Annotated in this window: 15 protein-coding genes; 6 read left to right on the top strand and 9 right to left on the bottom strand. The window is 60.0% G+C overall.

What is annotated here, in order from left to right; translation table 11 throughout:
• Positions 1–50: 50 nt before the first annotated feature.
• Both Mal15_RS02500 and Mal15_RS02495 read right to left on the bottom strand, forming a co-directional pair.
• Complete coding sequence (locus Mal15_RS02500) at positions 51–716, bottom strand: sigma-70 family RNA polymerase sigma factor (protein WP_147866306.1); 666 nt, start codon at positions 714–716, stop codon at positions 51–53.
• A gap of 140 nt (positions 717–856) precedes the next feature.
• Positions 857–1,558 (bottom strand): 3-keto-disaccharide hydrolase, encoded by a 702-nt coding sequence (locus Mal15_RS02495; RefSeq protein WP_147866305.1) that lies wholly within the window; start codon positions 1,556–1,558, stop codon positions 857–859.
• 202 nt (positions 1,559–1,760) lie between these two features.
• Here Mal15_RS02495 and Mal15_RS02490 point away from each other — a divergent pair, with 202 nt between their 5' ends.
• The gene (locus Mal15_RS02490) at positions 1,761–3,158 is read left to right on the top strand and encodes an outer membrane protein assembly factor BamB family protein (RefSeq protein WP_233903242.1); all 1,398 of its coding nucleotides are present in this window, start codon (positions 1,761–1,763) and stop codon (positions 3,156–3,158) included.
• Positions 3,159–3,170: 12 nt separating this feature from the next.
• Here the strand turns inward: Mal15_RS02490 and Mal15_RS02485 are convergent, their stop codons facing one another.
• Both Mal15_RS02485 and Mal15_RS02480 read right to left on the bottom strand, forming a co-directional pair.
• Complete coding sequence (locus Mal15_RS02485; protein ID WP_147866304.1) at positions 3,171–3,611, bottom strand: PilZ domain-containing protein; 441 nt, start codon at positions 3,609–3,611, stop codon at positions 3,171–3,173.
• Positions 3,612–3,755: 144 nt separating this feature from the next.
• Positions 3,756–4,820 carry an NAD-dependent epimerase/dehydratase family protein gene (locus Mal15_RS02480; RefSeq protein ID WP_147866303.1) on the bottom strand — a complete coding sequence of 355 codons (1,065 nt, stop codon included), beginning with the start codon at positions 4,818–4,820 and terminating at the stop codon, positions 3,756–3,758.
• A gap of 366 nt (positions 4,821–5,186) precedes the next feature.
• Between Mal15_RS02480 and Mal15_RS02475 the strand changes: the two genes are divergently transcribed.
• From Mal15_RS02475 to Mal15_RS02465, 3 genes are all read left to right on the top strand, one after another.
• Positions 5,187–6,530, top strand: a complete 1,344-nt coding sequence (locus Mal15_RS02475; RefSeq protein WP_233903241.1) for an NAD(P)/FAD-dependent oxidoreductase — start codon at positions 5,187–5,189, stop codon at positions 6,528–6,530.
• Positions 6,531–7,012: 482 nt separating this feature from the next.
• Positions 7,013–8,296 carry an amidohydrolase gene (locus tag Mal15_RS02470; protein WP_147866302.1) on the top strand — a complete coding sequence of 428 codons (1,284 nt, stop codon included), beginning with the start codon at positions 7,013–7,015 and terminating at the stop codon, positions 8,294–8,296.
• Entirely contained in the window at positions 8,293–9,411 is a 1,119-nt protein-coding gene (locus Mal15_RS02465) for a carboxylate-amine ligase (protein ID WP_147866301.1), read from the top strand. The genes Mal15_RS02470 and Mal15_RS02465 overlap by 4 nt, the downstream gene beginning before the upstream one ends.
• Positions 9,412–9,547: 136 nt before the next feature.
• Here the strand turns inward: Mal15_RS02465 and Mal15_RS02460 are convergent, their stop codons facing one another.
• The gene (locus Mal15_RS02460) at positions 9,548–11,416 is read right to left on the bottom strand and encodes a DUF4139 domain-containing protein (protein WP_167546599.1); all 1,869 of its coding nucleotides are present in this window, start codon (positions 11,414–11,416) and stop codon (positions 9,548–9,550) included.
• Between the two features lie 216 nt (positions 11,417–11,632).
• Between Mal15_RS02460 and Mal15_RS02455 the strand changes: the two genes are divergently transcribed.
• Positions 11,633–12,469 (top strand): hypothetical protein, encoded by an 837-nt coding sequence (locus tag Mal15_RS02455; protein ID WP_147866299.1) that lies wholly within the window; start codon positions 11,633–11,635, stop codon positions 12,467–12,469.
• Between the two features lie 277 nt (positions 12,470–12,746).
• Here Mal15_RS02455 and Mal15_RS02450 read toward each other — a convergent pair whose 3' ends face one another.
• From Mal15_RS02450 to Mal15_RS33905, 3 genes are all read right to left on the bottom strand, one after another.
• Positions 12,747–13,937 (bottom strand): DUF1559 domain-containing protein, encoded by a 1,191-nt coding sequence (locus Mal15_RS02450; protein ID WP_147866298.1) that lies wholly within the window; start codon positions 13,935–13,937, stop codon positions 12,747–12,749.
• A 270-nt stretch (positions 13,938–14,207) separates the two neighbouring features.
• Positions 14,208–14,960, bottom strand: a complete 753-nt coding sequence (locus Mal15_RS02445; RefSeq protein WP_167546598.1) for a DUF2306 domain-containing protein — start codon at positions 14,958–14,960, stop codon at positions 14,208–14,210.
• 53 nt (positions 14,961–15,013) lie between these two features.
• Positions 15,014–15,172, bottom strand: a complete 159-nt coding sequence (locus tag Mal15_RS33905) for a hypothetical protein (RefSeq protein ID WP_167546597.1) — start codon at positions 15,170–15,172, stop codon at positions 15,014–15,016.
• Between Mal15_RS33905 and Mal15_RS02440 the strand changes: the two genes are divergently transcribed.
• Complete coding sequence (locus tag Mal15_RS02440; RefSeq protein WP_167546596.1) at positions 15,171–15,914, top strand: carbon storage regulator; 744 nt, start codon at positions 15,171–15,173, stop codon at positions 15,912–15,914. The two genes, Mal15_RS33905 and Mal15_RS02440, sit on opposite strands and share 2 nt — an antisense overlap.
• Here the strand turns inward: Mal15_RS02440 and preA are convergent.
• On the bottom strand, positions 15,886–17,013 hold the full coding sequence (gene preA / locus Mal15_RS02435; protein ID WP_147866295.1) for an NAD-dependent dihydropyrimidine dehydrogenase subunit PreA: 1,128 nt from the start codon (positions 17,011–17,013) through the stop codon (positions 15,886–15,888). The genes Mal15_RS02440 and preA overlap by 29 nt on opposite strands.
• Positions 17,014–17,137 lie beyond the last annotated feature (124 nt).

Raw genomic sequence — 17,137 nt, 5'->3', positions numbered from 1 at the left:
GTCGGCCAACAGGTCCGCCAGCCGCTGTTCCGCGTCCGCCGACAGGCCGCTCACCGGTGGCGCTCTTCGCTGGCAGCTGCCTGATCCTCTTCCTCCTGAAGCATCTCGCGAAGCCGGCGGACGGCGCGCAAGTAACGCATGCTGGCCGCGGGCGGATTCACCCCCAGCACCTCGGCGACTTCCAAATTGGACAGGTGCTCGTAATGGCGCATCAGAATGATCTCACGATCTTGCTCATTCATCCGCTCGATCGCCTGTTCGACCTTGCCGGCGATTTCACGTTGCGTCGCCGCCGCCGCAGGGGTCAGCCCGGGATCGCACAACTGGACCGCCAACTCCATCGAAGACTGATCGGGGCCTGCCGGAGACGTCATCGGTTGCTCACGGTCCATGTTCCGCTTGGCGCTGACGCGATGCCGCCGATAGGTGTCGATGATCCTGTCCCATGCGATCTGGCGCAACCAAAGATGGAACGCCATGGCCGGGTCGGACAAGTACTTGTCGAGCCGACCGCTGGCTTCGATCATGACGTCTTGAACGACATCGCTGACATCGACGCGGCGCTGGACCTTGCGATCCAGCCGCAGTTCGACCAACCGCCGGATCGGTGCCCGGTGCTTTTCCAGCAAGCGATTGACGGCCTCGGTATCGCCCGACCGCGCAGCGACGAGCAGCGTTTCGGTTTGATCGTCACCGGCCCAGATCGACTTGCTCATAGAATCCTCCTACCGGAAGCATAGTCGATCGGAAAGCCGGGCGGGGCGTCAATGCGTGCAGAGCGACACCCCGGAAGGGCCGTCGTCCCCGATGCGGAGCCGTCCTTGGACACCTCACCCACACAGCAACGCGTTATACGTTACTTGGCCGGGTGCAGCACGATGTTTTTGAATCGCACCACCATCGGGTCGCCGCGGTGCAATTGAAACGCGATCACGCCCGCGGACGAGGACTTTTCGCTTTGGTTGTCGATGACCTCGGCCGTCATCGTTTCGTTGATAAAGTGTTGCAGATGGTTGCCCTTGGCGACGATGCGGTACTCGTTCCACTGGCCCGGGTGAATGCCGTTGCCCAGCTTACTGCCGTCGGCAAACGTCTTGCGGGTCTTCTTGCCCTGCTCGTCGATCGTGACCGACTGACCGCGTTCGGCCAGAATGCCGCGTCCTTTTTCCTCGTACAGGATTCCGGCATAGCGGTTGGAGAAATCGATGTCGGCCTGGTAACCGCCGACGACGAAGTTCTCCTTGTCCAGGATCTTGCTGCGGTACTGCACACCCGAATTCGTGTTTTCGATCTTGAACTGGAACGTCAGCTCGAAATCACTCGGCTCGCTGCCGGTGTAGATCAAGAACGTGTTTTGTTGCAGCGGCTTTTCCGCGACGGTCCGGCCGACGATCTGGCCGTCTTCGACCGACCACAAATCGGCGCGGCCGATCCACCCGGAAAGGTCTTTGCCGTTGAACAAGGAGACGGATTCGGTGGGAGTCGCCGAATCGTCCTGGCAGAAACCGGCGGAGGCCAGGAGGGCAAGGGCGGCAAGCGCGGTGGCGATGCGGGGCATATCAGCTCTGGTGTGGATGGAGGAATGTGGAGAGGGGCGGAATGCCGACCAGCTGCAACGTCGAAGGCTGGGCGGCAGAAGATGCTGAAATTGTAATCAATCCCGACGCCCGTCGAGACGGGACGTGCGGAGGATGAAGTTTCCGTCAAGATCGGCGAACAGCATTCGAGCCGATCATCGCATCTCGCTATGCTGCCGCCCCATGTGGAGAGCGTCAGTTTGGATCCCGACCGGATTTGCCGCGCTGGTCGTTGGACTGGCCACGGTCGGCTGCGCGCCGCCACCGGCCCTCCATGATCGCCCCTTGATCGAACCGAGCGGGGTGGACGTCCCGGACGCACGCGTGGTGGAAGCCGTCTCCCAACAATTCGCCCGCACGGCTCCGCCTCCAACGGACATTCCCCAGTGGCCGGCCTTGTTCGGCCCGAATCGCACCAGCGTCACCGATGCCCGGCTCAATCCGGTCTGGCCGACCGATGGCCCCGAACCGGTCTGGGAGGTCCCGGTGGGCACGGGCTACGGTTCACCGGTCGCAGCCGCAGGTGGCGTGGTTTTCAACTCCCGCGTCGGCGATCGCGAGATTGTTCAGTGCCACGAAATCGCCGACGGTCGAATGCGATGGCAGTACTCCTATCCGACCTCGGCAATCTGTGATTTTGAGTACAGCGACGGTCCCTACAGCACACCGATCATCGATCCCGATCAGCGGCGAGTGTTCAACGTCGGTGGCCAAGGCCAGTTTTCGTGCCTTGATCTGGACACCGGCGATGTGCTCTGGAAGCGTGACCTGCACGCCGACTATGACGTTCAAGCCGACATCTTTCCGGTCGGCGCCAGCCCGCTGTTCGACCGGGATTCACGACACCCCGGCGGTCAGCTGATCTTTAATCTGGGTGCATTTCACCGCGACGCCGGCGTGGTGTCGCTGGATCCGGCAACCGGTAAGACGCTGTGGCAGGCGACGGACCAGGGGGCGAGTTATGGGACTCCGTTTGTCGCCACCATCCAGGGCCTGCGCTATGCGTTTGTGCTGACCGACGAAGGCCTGGTGTCGCTGGATCCGGATCGAGGCGTGTCGGATTGGTTCTACCCGTTCCGCCGCAAGGGCGACCTGTCGCGCAACGCAACTTCGCCACTGGTTTTCGGTGACAGGGTCCTGGTCGTCAGTGCCGGTTTGGGGGCGGTCTGTTTAAAGATCCTTCCCGATCGAAGCTACGTGGAACTCTGGCGTCAGCGGCGAACGATCGACAGTCAATACAACACCCTGATTCTCGGCGACGGACATCTCTACGCCTTCACCTCAGGCGGACAAGGCGGCGCGGAGTTTCGTTGCATTGATTTAGGAAACGGCGCGGTCGCCTGGAACTACCACAGCGTGCTTCGGCGTGGCATGGGCTTGGCGACTCAGAATGCAATCCTGTTGCTCGGTGAACGCGGCCACCTTGCGTCACTGGCGTTCAATCCCGAAGCGCCCCAGGTGCTGTCGTTTACCGAACAGCCGTTGATGCGCGAGCCGTGTTACTGCAGTCCGGCAATCCACGGAACCAAGTTGATTCTGAAAGATGAATCGCGTGTCGCGGTGTTCGACTTGGGGAACTAGCGTCGGTGTCGCCTACTTGCGGCGTTGGTAGACGTGCAAAAACTGCACGTTCGTCAGCCAGACTTCTTCTTTCCCCAAGCTGTGCACCAACGACGTGTTGCAGATTCGGCAGACGATCCCCGGCGCGATGCCGTCGTTTAACGACACAACGGCTTTTTCAAAATCGGCTTTCTGGGAACTCAGATAGGCCAGTCCGCCTTGGCTGACGTCGCGTGTGATCGCAAAAAACGGCCTCGCCCACTCGTTCAGTTGGACGTCCAGCGGCTGCACAGTGATTTCGAGCGTTCGTGGGATCCGGCGGCTGGCGCGACGATCCGGGCCTCGGTATCCGCCTGTCGATTGAATCAGAGACGCAACATCGTCGCCGAGTGTGTTTTCAACGAATCCCCCATGCTCGGCGATCGATTGCGTGCCGAGGGGGTCTTCCGCGGTGAGGGTGGGATTTGAATGCATGATTGCCACGGGCGTTTCGTTGGGAACAATCGGTGATGGCCGCCGACTGCGGGCGGCCACTGCCGGAAAAGCATGACGGGCCAAGGGAACCCTATGTCGAAAAACACGCTCGTGCCACGCTCTGACCGGTTTGTCCGATTGCCCTCACCGCGGTTGTCGACTCATCCCCTTTGCTTCGGCCGCGTCGATCATCTGCGTGACGATCTCACGGAGTGACACGCGGATCTGCCAATCGGGGTAATCACGTCGCAGCTTGCTCAGATCGCTGATGTAGCAAACATGGTCGCCCTTGCGGTTTTCATCGCTCAGCGTGTACTCGATTCGATGCCCGCTGATCTCTTCGATCAGTGCGATGCATTCGAGCACGCTGGCCGCATTTTCACGCCCGCCGCCGATGTTGTAGACCTCACCCGGACGAGGGTTTTGGGCGAACGCTTCGAAGGCCCGGACGACGTCGCTGCACTCGATTTGGTCGCGAACCTGTTTGCCCTTGTAACCGAAGATCGTGTACGGTTTTCCGCTCACCGCGACATGCACCAGGTAGCTCAGAAACCCGTGCAATTCCACGCCGCTGTGACTCGCACCGGTCAGACATCCGCCGCGGAAAATACCGGTCTTCAATCCGAAATACTTTCCGTACTCCTGGGCCAGCACGTCCGCCGCCGTCTTGCTGGCCCCGAACAGCGAATGCATGGTCTGGTCGATGCGGCAGGTTTCATCGATCCCGTCGTAATCCTCCGCGCGAGCGTATTCCCAACGCGTCGGCAGCTCGTTCAAAGGCAGCTCGTTGGGCGCATCGCCGTACACCTTGTTCGTGCTCATGTGACAGAACACGGCTTCGGGGGAATGCCGGCGGGTCGCTTCCAGCAGATTCAGTGTTCCGTTCGCGTTGACTTCGAAATCCAAAAAGGGGATTGCCGCCGCCTTATCGTGAGACGGCTGGGCCGCACAGTGAATGACCAGATCGGGAGGTTCGTTCTTGAACAAGTCCAGGATCGCGTCTCGGTCGCGAATGTCGATGTTTTCGGTGCGAAAATCTCGGGTTTCTGATTCCAGTTGCGACTGATTCCACTTGGTGCTGCCATCGGGGCCGAAAAAGGTCGAACGCATGTCGTTGTCGATGCCGATGACTTGGTCACCCGCAGCGTCCCAATGACGCACGGCTGCTGATCCGATCAATCCGCTGGATCCGGTGACAATGACACGCATGAATCGATAGCCAGTGAAAAATGAAATTCAATTAGAATGAGAGCAACGGTTTCCGCCGGCCGCGTAGTTTAGTCGCTGCTTGGCGAATGAAAAATTGCCTGCGATCCATTGCCATGGGATCGTGGCCGCCCGCTGGCCGGATTGCTTCGATGAAGTGACAATCACAGCTGTCTCCGCCATGAATTCCTCGCTGGATCGTCCCAATTTGCATCAAACTATCGTGAATTGCGAGCCGAACGTCGCTACCTTCGCCAGACGGTGGCCCCCATTCGCGTACCACGCTCTGCTGAGCGTAACTACGTCGTCTGGTCGTTGCCCCGCAACTCCGTCCAGCAATGTACGGACTCCTAAATTTTCGCAATCGCCGTGAACTCAACCCCATCCGACAGTGGTACGAATCCGAACCCGGACGGTTCGCCCGCCAACTCGGTGATCGCCGGCACGGTGATCATCGGCGGGGGCCTGGCCGGGCTGGCCTGCGCGAGACGGCTCACCCAACACGGCCGTGACGTCACGTTGCTGGAAGCTAGCGATCGCGTCGGCGGCCGCGTTCGGACCGACATCGTCGACGGGTTGAAGTTGGACCACGGTTTCCAGGTTTTGCTCACAGCCTACCCGGCCTGTCGGGAATTGTTGGACTATGAAAGATTGCGGTTGCGGGCGTTCCAGCCCGGGGCACTCGTTCGCAACAACGGTCGTTTCACGCGATTGGGCGATCCCTGGCGTCGCCCGGGACAGATTCTATCCACCGCGACCAGCCCCGTCGGATCACTGATGGACAAATTGCGGATCGCAAAGGCAAGGTTTCAATCACGGCGGGGGACGCTGCAGGATCTGTATCACCGCGATGGCGAAACCACCGACCAGCGACTTCGTCATTTAGGTTTCTCCGATGCGATGATCGACGCTTTCTTTCGGCCGTTTCTCGGTGGCGTCTTTCTGGACGAATCCTTGTCGACCTCCAGCCGGATGTTTGAATTCGTCTTTCGAATGTTCGCTGCCGGCGATATCGCGGTCCCCGCCGACGGCATGGCCGCGATCCCGCGACAGTTGGCCGAAGGGCTGCCGCGCGGAACGCTTCGGCTGAACACCACCGTGACGTCGATCGAAAGCATCAACGGGCGGCATCGAGTTCACCTAAGCGATGGCGCAAGCATCGATGCCGAAACCGTCGTCGTCGCAACCGAAAGCAACGCCGCAGCACGGTTGCTCGACGCCCCCGAGTTGGTCACCCAGTGGAATCACGCCACGACGATGTACTTCGTCGCCGAGCGCTCGCCCGAACCCAGCAGAATGCTGATGCTGCGTGGGGACGAAGACGGTCCGATCCGAACGGCCGTCGTACTCAGCGATGTCGCGCCCGAGTACGCGTCCGGCGGCCGTTCGCTGATTTCTATCAGCATCGCGGATTCGATGGCCGACCGGTCCGCCGAGGAATTGGCCGATGCGGTCGGCGACCAGGCGCGTCGCTGGTTCGGCGACGGAGCCGGTCGATGGGAGCTGGTTCAGACGATCCGCGTGCCCTACGGGCTGCCGCAGCTTCGTCTGGATCCGGTGCTGCAGTCGGTGCGAGCCGATCAGATCCCTGGGATCAAAGCGCCAGCAAGCCTGTATGTTTGCGGCGACCACCGCGAAACACCAAGCATCCAGGGCGCGATGAACAGCGGACTGCGCGCGGCCGAGGAGATCCTCGACGCGAAGTCGAAGTGAGCGACTACCGCTGTCGACTTTCATCGCGACCTCCACGCCGGGGGGCCCGATCAATAGGACCAACAGGACAGATGGGACCTATTTGTCCTATCTGTCCCATTACAGGATCGCTTCCCCATCGTCGAACGAACGGCAAGACAGTGCGCTCACTCATTCTCATTTGGTGCCACCCATCAATCAGCGAGTCTGCGTCGGCAATGTGCCTGCTAGCAAAGCCGTCGAGGGCGTGGTTGATGGGTGGCACCATTTGGGCCATTGGTCGAGGGCGTGGTTGATGGGTGGCACCATTTGGGCCATTGTTGATGGGTGGCACCATTTGGGCCATTTGGGCCTTTGCTAGCAAAACCGGAGAGCGGTTGGTTTGATCGGCGACAGGGGACTGGTTATGTTGAAAACCCTGCCCACTGAAGCGATTCGCGTGATCTCGGGCGGAGCTTGAACCACAGACTACTTACGCATCGTTGTGGCGGACGAGATTTCCGATGGACGGACGTCTACGGACGCGTCGTCAAGGATTTGTTCGCATCATCATGGCCGACCTTCTTTCCGCCGACCGTGACAGTTGGGTTCAGGCCATCAACGACGCCGCCAAAGTTCTTGCCGAGGGCTGGATCGCGATGCGTCGTCACCTGCACCAGCACCCCGAACTGTCCGGGCATGAAGTGCTGACGACTCAGTTTCTGAAGGCGGAACTGACCAAGTTGGACATGCCGGTCCGCGTCGCCGGCCAAGGACGCGGATTGACGGCCGATCTGGTGACCGACAAGTCGCTGGCCGATCACCCACGGATGGCCATCCGTGGTGACATCGACGCGTTGCCGATCCAGGACGAGAAATCCGTGCCCTACCACAGTACGGTCGACGGGGTGATGCACGCCTGCGGGCACGACGTCCACGCCACCGTGATCATCGCGGCGATGCAGTTGCTTTCACACTTGCACCGCAGCGGTGCGTTGCCGTGGCCGATCGCGGCGCGGGCGATTCTGCAGCCGGCCGAAGAAACCGCCGAGGGGGCGTTGCACATGATTCACCATCATGCCGTCGCCAACGTCGGCGCGATCCTGGCGCTGCACGTCGATCCCACCCGCCAAGTCGGATGTATCGGTCTTCGCGAACACGACCTGACCGCCGCGTGCGACATGTTGGAGGTCAAATTCGATGGCGATGGCGGACACGCGGCACGGCCCCATTTGACCAACGACCCGATCGACGCCTGCACCCGTTGGATCCAATCCGCATACCGCCGCGTCCATCGCGCGGTCAACGCACACGACATCGTCGTGTTGTCGATCGGCATGATCGAAGCCGGACACAGCCCCAACGTGATTCCCGACCACGCCAAGATCAAAGGGACGCTGCGTTCATTGGGTGTTCAAGCACGACGGCGGACACTGGAAGTGTTGGAGGATGTCGGCGAAGCGACCGCTCGGGAAACCGGATGTCAAGTCAGCCTGCGACTCGGATCGTCCGCTCCCGGCGTCATGAACGATCCGGCGCTGGTGCGTTTGCTGAGCGATTCGGCAGCCCAAGTACTCAACCCCGCCGCCGTCGATTGGATCGACCAGCCCAGCATGGGAAGCGAAGATTTCTCGTTCTACTTGGAGCATGTCCCCGGTGCGATGTTCCGATTGGGCGTGGCGGGCGATCAGGTCGGCAGTGCTCCGCTGCACACCGGAAATTTCGACGTCGACGAACATGCCATCGCACACGCCGCTAAACTATTTGCAGCGTCGATCATCAATTACTTCGACCCGGATCGGTCATGAGTAAGTTCCAGTTCCATTCGAATGCGACACAGACCATCGGCGTCGAATTGGAACTCGGAATCGTCGACTGTCAAACGTACGCACTGGCCAGTCGCAGCAACGAACTGCTAGCGACGCTGCCCCGCGACATCGCCGCGTCGTGCAAACACGAATTGATGCAGTCGTGCATCGAAGTCATCAGCGGCGTCTGTGACACGGTTTCTCAAACCCGTGACGACCTTTCCGAAAAACTCCGCTCCGTCCAACAATCCGCCGACGGGCTGGGGTTGGGGCTTTGGTGGGGCGCGACGCATCCGTTCAGCCTGTGGCAAGAACAGATCGTCAGCGACGAAGAACGCTACCGGGGGCTCGTCCGGCTGCTGCAGGAGATGGCGCGGCGGTTGATCACGTTCGGGTTGCACGTCCACGTCGGTGTCGATTCCGGTGACAAGGCGGTGATGATCTGCGACCGCATCATGCAGCACCTGCCACTGCTGTTGGCCTTGTCGGCCAGCAGCCCCTACTGGGAAGACCGCGACACCGGGCTGCATTCGCATCGCAGCAAAGTCATGGAGGGGTTGCCCACGGCTGGCCTGCCGACGCTGATGCGGAACTGGAGCGAATACGTGTGGCTGGTCAATCACATGGAAGAGACCGGGTTTATCAATACGATCCGAGAGATCTGGTGGGACGTCCGCCCGCACCACAACTTCGGTACCGTCGAAGTCCGGATGTGTGACATGCCCGGCAATATCGACCACGTTTGCGCGCTGGCCGCACTGGTCCAGTGCCTGGTCAAATATCTCAGCGATCGCATCGACGAAGGGACCTATCAATTCGATTGCCACCCGATGATGGTTCGTCAGAATAAATGGCGTGCCGCGCGCTATGGAGTCGCCGCGACACTGGTCGATACCTTTGACTATTCTGAACGGACGGTCGCAGAAATCGTCGAACGACTGCTCAGCAAGCTGCGAGGCGTCGCGCAAGACTTGAACTGCGAATCCGAATTGATGATGGTCCGGGAGATCGCCGGCCGACTCGATTGGGCCGATCGCCAACGCCAGATCTTGCAACAGACCGGCCGGCGCTCCGAAATCGTCAAACAACTGATCGGGCAATCCCGGATCCAGTAGCGGCCGGTAATGCCAGCACGTGGCGTGAGCCAGTGGCGGGCGCTGGACGCGGGGTAAACCCCTTGGGCCGCTCGCTCACGCTTCCCGCTGGCATTGCCGCTCGCTGGCGCTTCCCGCTGGCATGGGATGCCGCGGGCTAAAACGAGCCGCCGCCGAAACCTCCCATCCCGCCTCCCATTCCTCCTCCGCCGGACTGGTTGAAACGCAGGTCGTTTTGCATTTGTTGCACGACGTCGTTGCTGATGATCGATTGTGTGCGGTCCATTTCGATCGTGTAGTGATAGTGATGATCGTAGGCGTTACTGCCGAATCGTTTGGCGGGGATCGTTAAATCCCATCGCAGGATTCCCGTCGGGCGCTGCATCCTCAGGTACTTGGCGTCGCCGGAGAGTTGGCCCAGCGAACCTGAATCGGTGACGACGTTGACGGTTCCTGAATCGCTGGTGATCGGAATGCGATCGTACAACCGGATGTCGATTTCGTCGTTGTGGTAATTGTTGATGACCAGTCGGTACTCGAGTCGCGACAGTCGGTTGCCGCCTTGGATCGATTCATCGCGTGAGAGCAATTCACGTCGCGTACGGACTTGCCGATCGGCTCCCAGTCCGATGGCGAATTCGCCGCCAGTGGCCGTCGGCGGCAACGTGGTCCGGCCGACGAATCGTCCATCCAGGAAGACCGTCGCCTCGCCGCCGACCAAGCTTTGGCCGAGTTGGTTTTCCAATGCCGCTTCGCGATAGGCGAAACTGCTCAACAGCGGCGTGACAACGCGATAGATCGGGCTGGTGATTTCCCAGCGCAGAATCGTGATCGCTTGCTCGGCGGTCTGGTCGGCCACGTCGATCGGCGTCGCAACACGATAGGTTTCGTCGGCCAAATTGGTGCTGGCATCGTCGGCCAGTTCACGCTGCACGCTTTGACGTCGGTTGATTTCGCCAACCTGGCGGCCGGCCGCTTCGGTGTTCAAGGCCAGGTTGCGCTGCCAAACCGCCGGATCCTCCCAGGCCGGCGCGTCGCCGGCGGATGACCCGGTGTTTGAGTACCCGCCGCTGCCGTCTCCATCGCCGGTCGCTTGATTCACCGAAACACGCAGCGGCACCAACAGCGGTGTGGCGGCCTGTAGGTTGGGGACTCCCGTGCAGAATGCCAACTGAACGCCTCGCCAGTCTTCGCCGCTGTTCTGCGTGACGGTCCCGTCCAGCTGAGCGACAAACGAATCTTCGCCCTGCCGGCCGCTGGTCGCGTGAATGCTGTACTGCGGTTGCCAGGACACCTCGTCCACCCAATAGCTCAAACGCAACGTCCCGCCACGCGGTGAATCGACCATTAGCACGGCATCGAAGGTAGCTTCAGGTCTGGACTCCGATTCTCTTTGGGCTTTTTGAATGCTTGCGTCGAGTTGATCCTGCAGCGATTGCAATTCCTGTCGCGCACCGTGCAACTCTTTGGCGAGCATGCGTCGACGCTGCATCACAAAATCGGCGATTGCCGTGACGGATTCGACTTCCAGCTTGGATTCGCCGAGCCCCTTGTTCGTCTTTGCGGCAGTAAACTCCTCCAGGTCCTCGATCGTCTCGAGGTCCTGTTCGATGACGGCAACTTCGTGCGCTGCATCTTGAATCGCCAGGTTTTGTTTCGCGATTTCCTCCGCCCATGCTTTCTTCGCCGCCTGGTCCACTTTGATCTGGTGGGGTGTGACACGCAGCGAACGGACGGTGATTTCGGCATCGGTTTCCCAACGCACCGATTGATCGTGAATGGTTCTTGGCAGCCCCGTGACGCGAATCCTTTGAGGGGCATTGGAGGGTTGGACCTCGATCGCGCGGACCACGTTCGCTTGGTGGCGAAAGACGGTGACCGCGGCGATGGGGCTGTCTACCTCGACCAATGAAGCCGACTCTTGAGCAGAAGCGGAAACACTGGCAAGCAGCATCGACACACTGGATGCAAACACAATCGTGCGAAGCAAGACGGCGGTTCTGAGAAATCCGATGATCGCTTGCATGTTTGAACCTCGCTGGGGAGCCGGCTGTAGCGAAACGCTACAGTTGTTTGAATGACTGCGACGCGAAATCGAACGTTCCACTTTCGGTTTTGCGTGCAACAAGGTGGTGATGCATTCGGCATGCCAAGTGCAGTGATGACAGTCCATCGCTTCTGATTCCCGACCGATTGGATATGACAGGCAAGATGCCTATCCCACAAGTGGAGCACGACCTTCATGCGACTGATCGCGTTTTTGTTCTGGTTCATTCTGTCGCCGACTCTGTTGCTCGCGCAGGCAACCGATCGCTCGCACCATTGGCTCAGCCCGGGCCTGAGTGAGGAGATCATTCGATCCTCGACCACCAAGGCGGGCGGCGCGGTGGTTTCGTTTCCTTGCGATCCGCTGATGAGTGCAAAACAAGAGCGAGCGATCACGATCGCGTTGATGAAAGAGTCGCCGTTTCAGTGGAGGGCGGATATGCCGATCAGCAAGATTGCGGAGGACTTGAGTGAGTTGTTCCTCGTCATGCTCGATCGACGAGCACTGGAAGAAATTGGGTTGGATGCGGACACACCCATCGGTGCGGGCGTGATGGTCAACGGCAGCCGGATCACTTCACAGCGAAAATCCAAACCGGCTCGTTGGTGGGACCGGAATGAAGCAATTGAATTGCACGGTCGCCCCAGTTTGATCGCCACGTTGATGAACCACTTGCGGAACGTGGATATAACGCTGATGATCGTGCGCGGCCAAGTGGTCCTCACGACGGTGGAGGCAGCCGAGGAGGATTTGGCGACACGGATCTATGACGTGACTCCGCTGGTCGACATGCGGCATCTGGCGTCGTGGGGACGGAGCCAATCGTTGCCCAGCAACAACGAGGTCTATGCCGACTTCGACACGCTGGTCAACCTGATCGAAACCAACGTCGATCCCGACACCTGGGAAGCTCTCGGTGGGAATTCAACGATCACCGGAACGACGATTCGCGATCGCCACTGGTTGGTCTTCTCGACCACAACAATGACCCACTGGAAGATTCAGCGATTGCTGGATCGGTTGAACCAATAGGCAAAGCATCGGTCATCAGTCGGCAATTCATACGGACTTGCGTGATGTGCTGCGTGATCCATTCGAAACAGCCAATCTTCCTACCCCCAAAATCTTCCTACCTCCACGCTTCCATCACGTCTCGACAGGTTCGTGGGATTTCGCGAAGGGATGGCAGAATGATTCGGGGCAGAATGATTCGGGGCAGAATGATTCTGAGCAGAATGATTCTGAGCAGAATGATTCGCACACAGAATGATGAGGTGCGTGGGCCGGTGCATGTGCGGTCGACGCAGTGTTACCGATTCAGTTGTTCCTCGATCACCTCGCCTTGGCCGCGTGTGCCCAGGGCACCCCACAGACCGTAGGGACTGGGACTGTCGGAGGCGCGTGGACCTTCACCGCCCAAGATGACCGTTCCCACGGTCGGATCACCGCAGTCGATCGAGTCGGTCATAAACACCACCGCTCCATCAGCCATCAGCACGTGCGTCCCGCCTTGGTGACGACTCGACGCGGGCAACATCCCGATCCCCGCCTCGCCTCCGGCCAAGCAGACCTCTCGGTTGGGTGCCAGGATCGTGTTGAATCCCGTGTACAACGCCGCCCCGTCGGCCCAACGAAAACCGCGTTTTTGATCCGCAGATCCGATGCTTTCGGGACCCTCGTCACCTTCGCTCCAGAACATCGGTCGCCCGGAATCAATCTGACTCTCGCAAACTGTCGGCGTATCATGAATCGAAGCCCAGGGATTCAACAGCGATCCCGTCGTGCGTTTGTCACCGTCGCCGAGATCGGTGCTGATCTCTCCGGCCAGAATCGTGTTGCTTCGTCCGTCCAGAATGTCACTCCATCGCATCACCTGTCGGGGAACAAACGCGCCGCGGCCGGACGCGGCGACCGCATCACTGCGATCGGTGACCCAGGATCGCGATTGTTCACTCCAGCGAGTCGCTCCGGTGTTGATGCCGTCGGTCGCATCGCCCAGACAAACCGCCAGGTTGCTGCGACCGTGGGCGGGAAAGCCGATACCGGGGTCCGACGGGCATCGAAAGTCAGGGTAATCCGTCTGCCAAGGTTCGAATTCACGCGTCCACGGCGCCGGCCCCATCGGCGAGTACACCACGTCGCCACTCGCCGCGATTCCAGTTTCGACCGTTTGCCATGCCTGTTGCTGGTTCAGAAACGGCAGCAGGGCGACCAGGGCGCTCAAGCGGTACCGGTTGTTGCCAGGTGGGGACGTGCCTTGCGAATCAGACGACGGATCAAACGTTCCGCCCATCTGCATCGGAAGTTGATTGTGGGTGGAATGATAGTTTTCAAATGCCAGTCCGACTTGTTTGAAGTTATTGGAGCAACTCATCCGCCGCGCCGCTTCTCGCGATGATCGCACCGCCGGCAGCATCAGCCCGACCATGACTCCGACGATTGCAATCGCGATCAGCAATTCAATCAGTGTCATTCCGATTGATCTTGAATGTCGGTCCATACGAGTCTCCTGTCGGCTTGAGTTCATTTGCAAAACGTGTCAGAACCAAATGCTCGCGCACAAGCGTTGGTGCCTAGCCTTTAGGGACTGTCCAGCTTAGGGCGATGCTTTTCTTGGTGTACGATGGCCCTTCCGGGCCGTCGCCCGTGGGGCTCAGCGCGACGACCTAGAAAGGACGTCGTACACCGATCCACTGACCACCTCTTACCCAATCGGCCAGATCATTTGGATTCGTCGCGTTTCGCCTCTGCCCTAAGCTGGACGGTCCCTTTAGGCGATTCCCCGCCGCTGCTTCGCTGCGACCGTGGGCGGCGAACGCCCAACACCAGCGGTTGCGGCCTCCCTTTTCCCAGCCCGTGTTTCTGCTGAAGACGACATCAAGACCAACTCGTACACCGCCAGGGGCGCGAGCCAGCTGAGCCATGCATTCAAGCGGTACGTCCACTCGGATTCCAGGTTCGACACGATCAGCAGTCCGGCTACGACGCGCAACAGCAACGGCGACCAGAGCAGCAGGTAGCAACGGGTCGCCCAGCGACGGTGCGCGGCGAACTTCCCCGATCGAGCCAGGAACGCTGCGGCCGCCATCGTCACACCGGTCAGGATCGATTGCACGATGAAGCCGGTTTCCGCGATGATCCCCGCATAAGCCTGCAACGACATCACCAAACCGCTCGGGACGACCATCGTGATGACGACCGCGAACTGTGTTTTGCCGAGCATCGCGTGAAGACGCTGCCAATGTGTCTTGCCACCGCTGAAGATCAAAAACGTGCCCAGAACCAGGGCCGTCGGTCCGGCCGCCAAGTGCAGATAGAACGCCCCGCGATAGAGACCGACGAAGGTGAATCGGCGTCCGGCGAGAAACGGCGAGGCGTCAAAGTCCGGCGGAAAATACCAGCGGTACTGATACAGGATCGCCAAAAACACCTTCGCCGAAACGATCACGCAGCCCCAGAACAGGACGTTGCGCAAAACCTTCGCCAGTCGCTCCGATCGATGGGTGTGGGCGAGCGGTTCCACGTCTTTCCTCGTGGGCTGCCGATAGATGGTGGAGTGATGAGACGCTGTTGTTTCTACGTCCGCCGTCGGATGTGGTTCAAAATACTGGTGTTTTCTGGTTTTCCGCGTTGCGTTATGCTGACGTGAAACCGAAGCATGGGTGCTTCACCATTGTTCCACTGCGGCGACGAATGGATCGTTTTCGCGGTGAAAATGTGAATGGAGTATGCCATGCTTGTGCTCTCTCGTCGTGAAAATGACCGCATCGACTTTCCCGCGTTGGGGATTTCGGTCGAAGTGGTGAAACTGACACGCTCACGTGCCACTCTGGCCATCAATGCCCCCAGACACATCCGTATCTGTCGGCACGAAATGGGCAAAGACGGTTCGGCGCCGTTGACTGATGAATCGTATTCCGCGGGAGTGCGTCGAGACGTGGTCTCGCGAATCCAAGACGAGATCAACGCGGCGACCGAAAAGCTGAAGGCCGCGCAAGAAGAACTCTCGGCCGGTCACACCGATCAGGCATTGATCGCTCTGGCCGGAGCGCTGGCCGAACTCGACGCGTTGCGATACGGTGCGTCGGGGGTTGAATCGGATCGTCGCCGAACGCCATCACAGGTGGGCGCTGTCAACGACCGGGCGGTTGCCGGCGGGGTTGCCGAAGCGGCGGCCCGATACACCTACTCGGCCGACCAGCAAGCAACGCAGCGATCCCGCACGGTTGTGCTCGTTGCCGCACCCGACGACGACCGTTCTGCCGAATGGTCGGCCGAAGGTTATGAAGTCACGCACACGTCCGATGCGATGACGGTGCTTTACGAATTGTCACGCTATGAAAAGCCGGATGCGGTCGTGTTGTCGACGTCGCCCGATGACTCCGACGGCCAGTCGACGGTGCGGCTGATCCGCACGTGCAGCCAGCATCCCCACGTGCCGATCCTGTTTAGCCCACCAGATCGTCAGACTGTTTGACGAAGTCGTCGCCGTCCCAGTTCTCGTCGGTCGTGATTCCGGCGGCCCGCTTGGCCATGGCTTCAGCCTTCTCCGCCTTTGCCTCTGCCTGACGCCGAACCAGATCGGCGTGAGTGGTGAAGTAGGGTAGCGCCTTGCCTTTGAAGTCATCGATCGTTTCAAAGCCATGCTTTTCCATGAAGGCGAGTAGTTGTTCCTTCATGGTTTCGACCAGCTTGTAACCGTGCTTCATCACGCCGGTGCAGACTTGAACGGTGTCGGCGCCCAGCAAGAAGAATTCCGCTGCATCTTCACCGGTCTCGATGCCACCGAGTCCCGAGAGGGTGCGGCCAGGAAACTCATCACGGATCAACGTGGCGATCTCCATGTTCATCCGCAACGCGATCGGCTTGACCGCCTTGCACGAATAGCCGCCCGGCGTGGTGTAGCCTTCGACGGTGGGCATCGGTCGCAGCGTTTCCAGGTCGACACCGATGACGCTGCGAATCGTGTTGATCGCGGTGATGCCGTCGATGCCGGCGGCCAGACACGCCCGCGAAGGATCTTCGATCCGCGTCACGTTGGGCGTCATCTTGGCCCACACCGGTTTTTTAGTTGCGGCGCGGACCCAACCGCAAACCTCGCTCAAAATCTCTGGGTCCTCACCCATTGCGGCGCCCATCTTTCGTTCGGGCAATCCGTGGGGGCACGAGAAATTACATTCGAACATGTCCACGCCGGCGGCTTCACAGCGCTCGATGATCTCGAACCAGGCGTCCTTGTTGAATTCTTCCATGATCGACGCGATCAAGACATTGTCCGGATAGGCATCCTTGACCCGCTTGTACTCATCGATCCACTGGTCGAACGACATGGTGGAGATCAGTTCGATGTTCTCCCAGCCATAAGGTTCGCCGGTGTCGTCTTTGAGTCGTCCGTAGCGTGGGGCGACGTTGATGACTTTGGATGCGTCCAGGCTGACCGTTTTGGCGCTCGACGCGCCCCAGCCGTCGGCGAACGAGCGGCAGATCACCCGCGCGTTGGTCCCCGGCGGCCCGGATCCGATCACGAAGGGATTGGGAAACTTGATTCCGTTGACGGTGGTTTGCAGTGTCGGCATGTTTGTGGTCTCGTCTCGTGGTGCGGGAACGCCCCGGCAGGGTCACGCCGGGCGTGACGATCGAACGTAGCTACCTTCGCCAGAAGGTGGATCTCCGGACGTTTCCGCGCTCGCATCGAGCGCA

Origin of the sequence: Stieleria maiorica (genome assembly GCF_008035925.1) — a bacterium.
Taxonomy (GTDB): Bacteria; Planctomycetota; Planctomycetia; order Pirellulales; family Pirellulaceae; genus Stieleria; species Stieleria maiorica.
The sequence above is the reverse complement of the archived record's forward strand: the minus strand, read 5'-3'. Positions and strand labels throughout refer to the sequence as shown.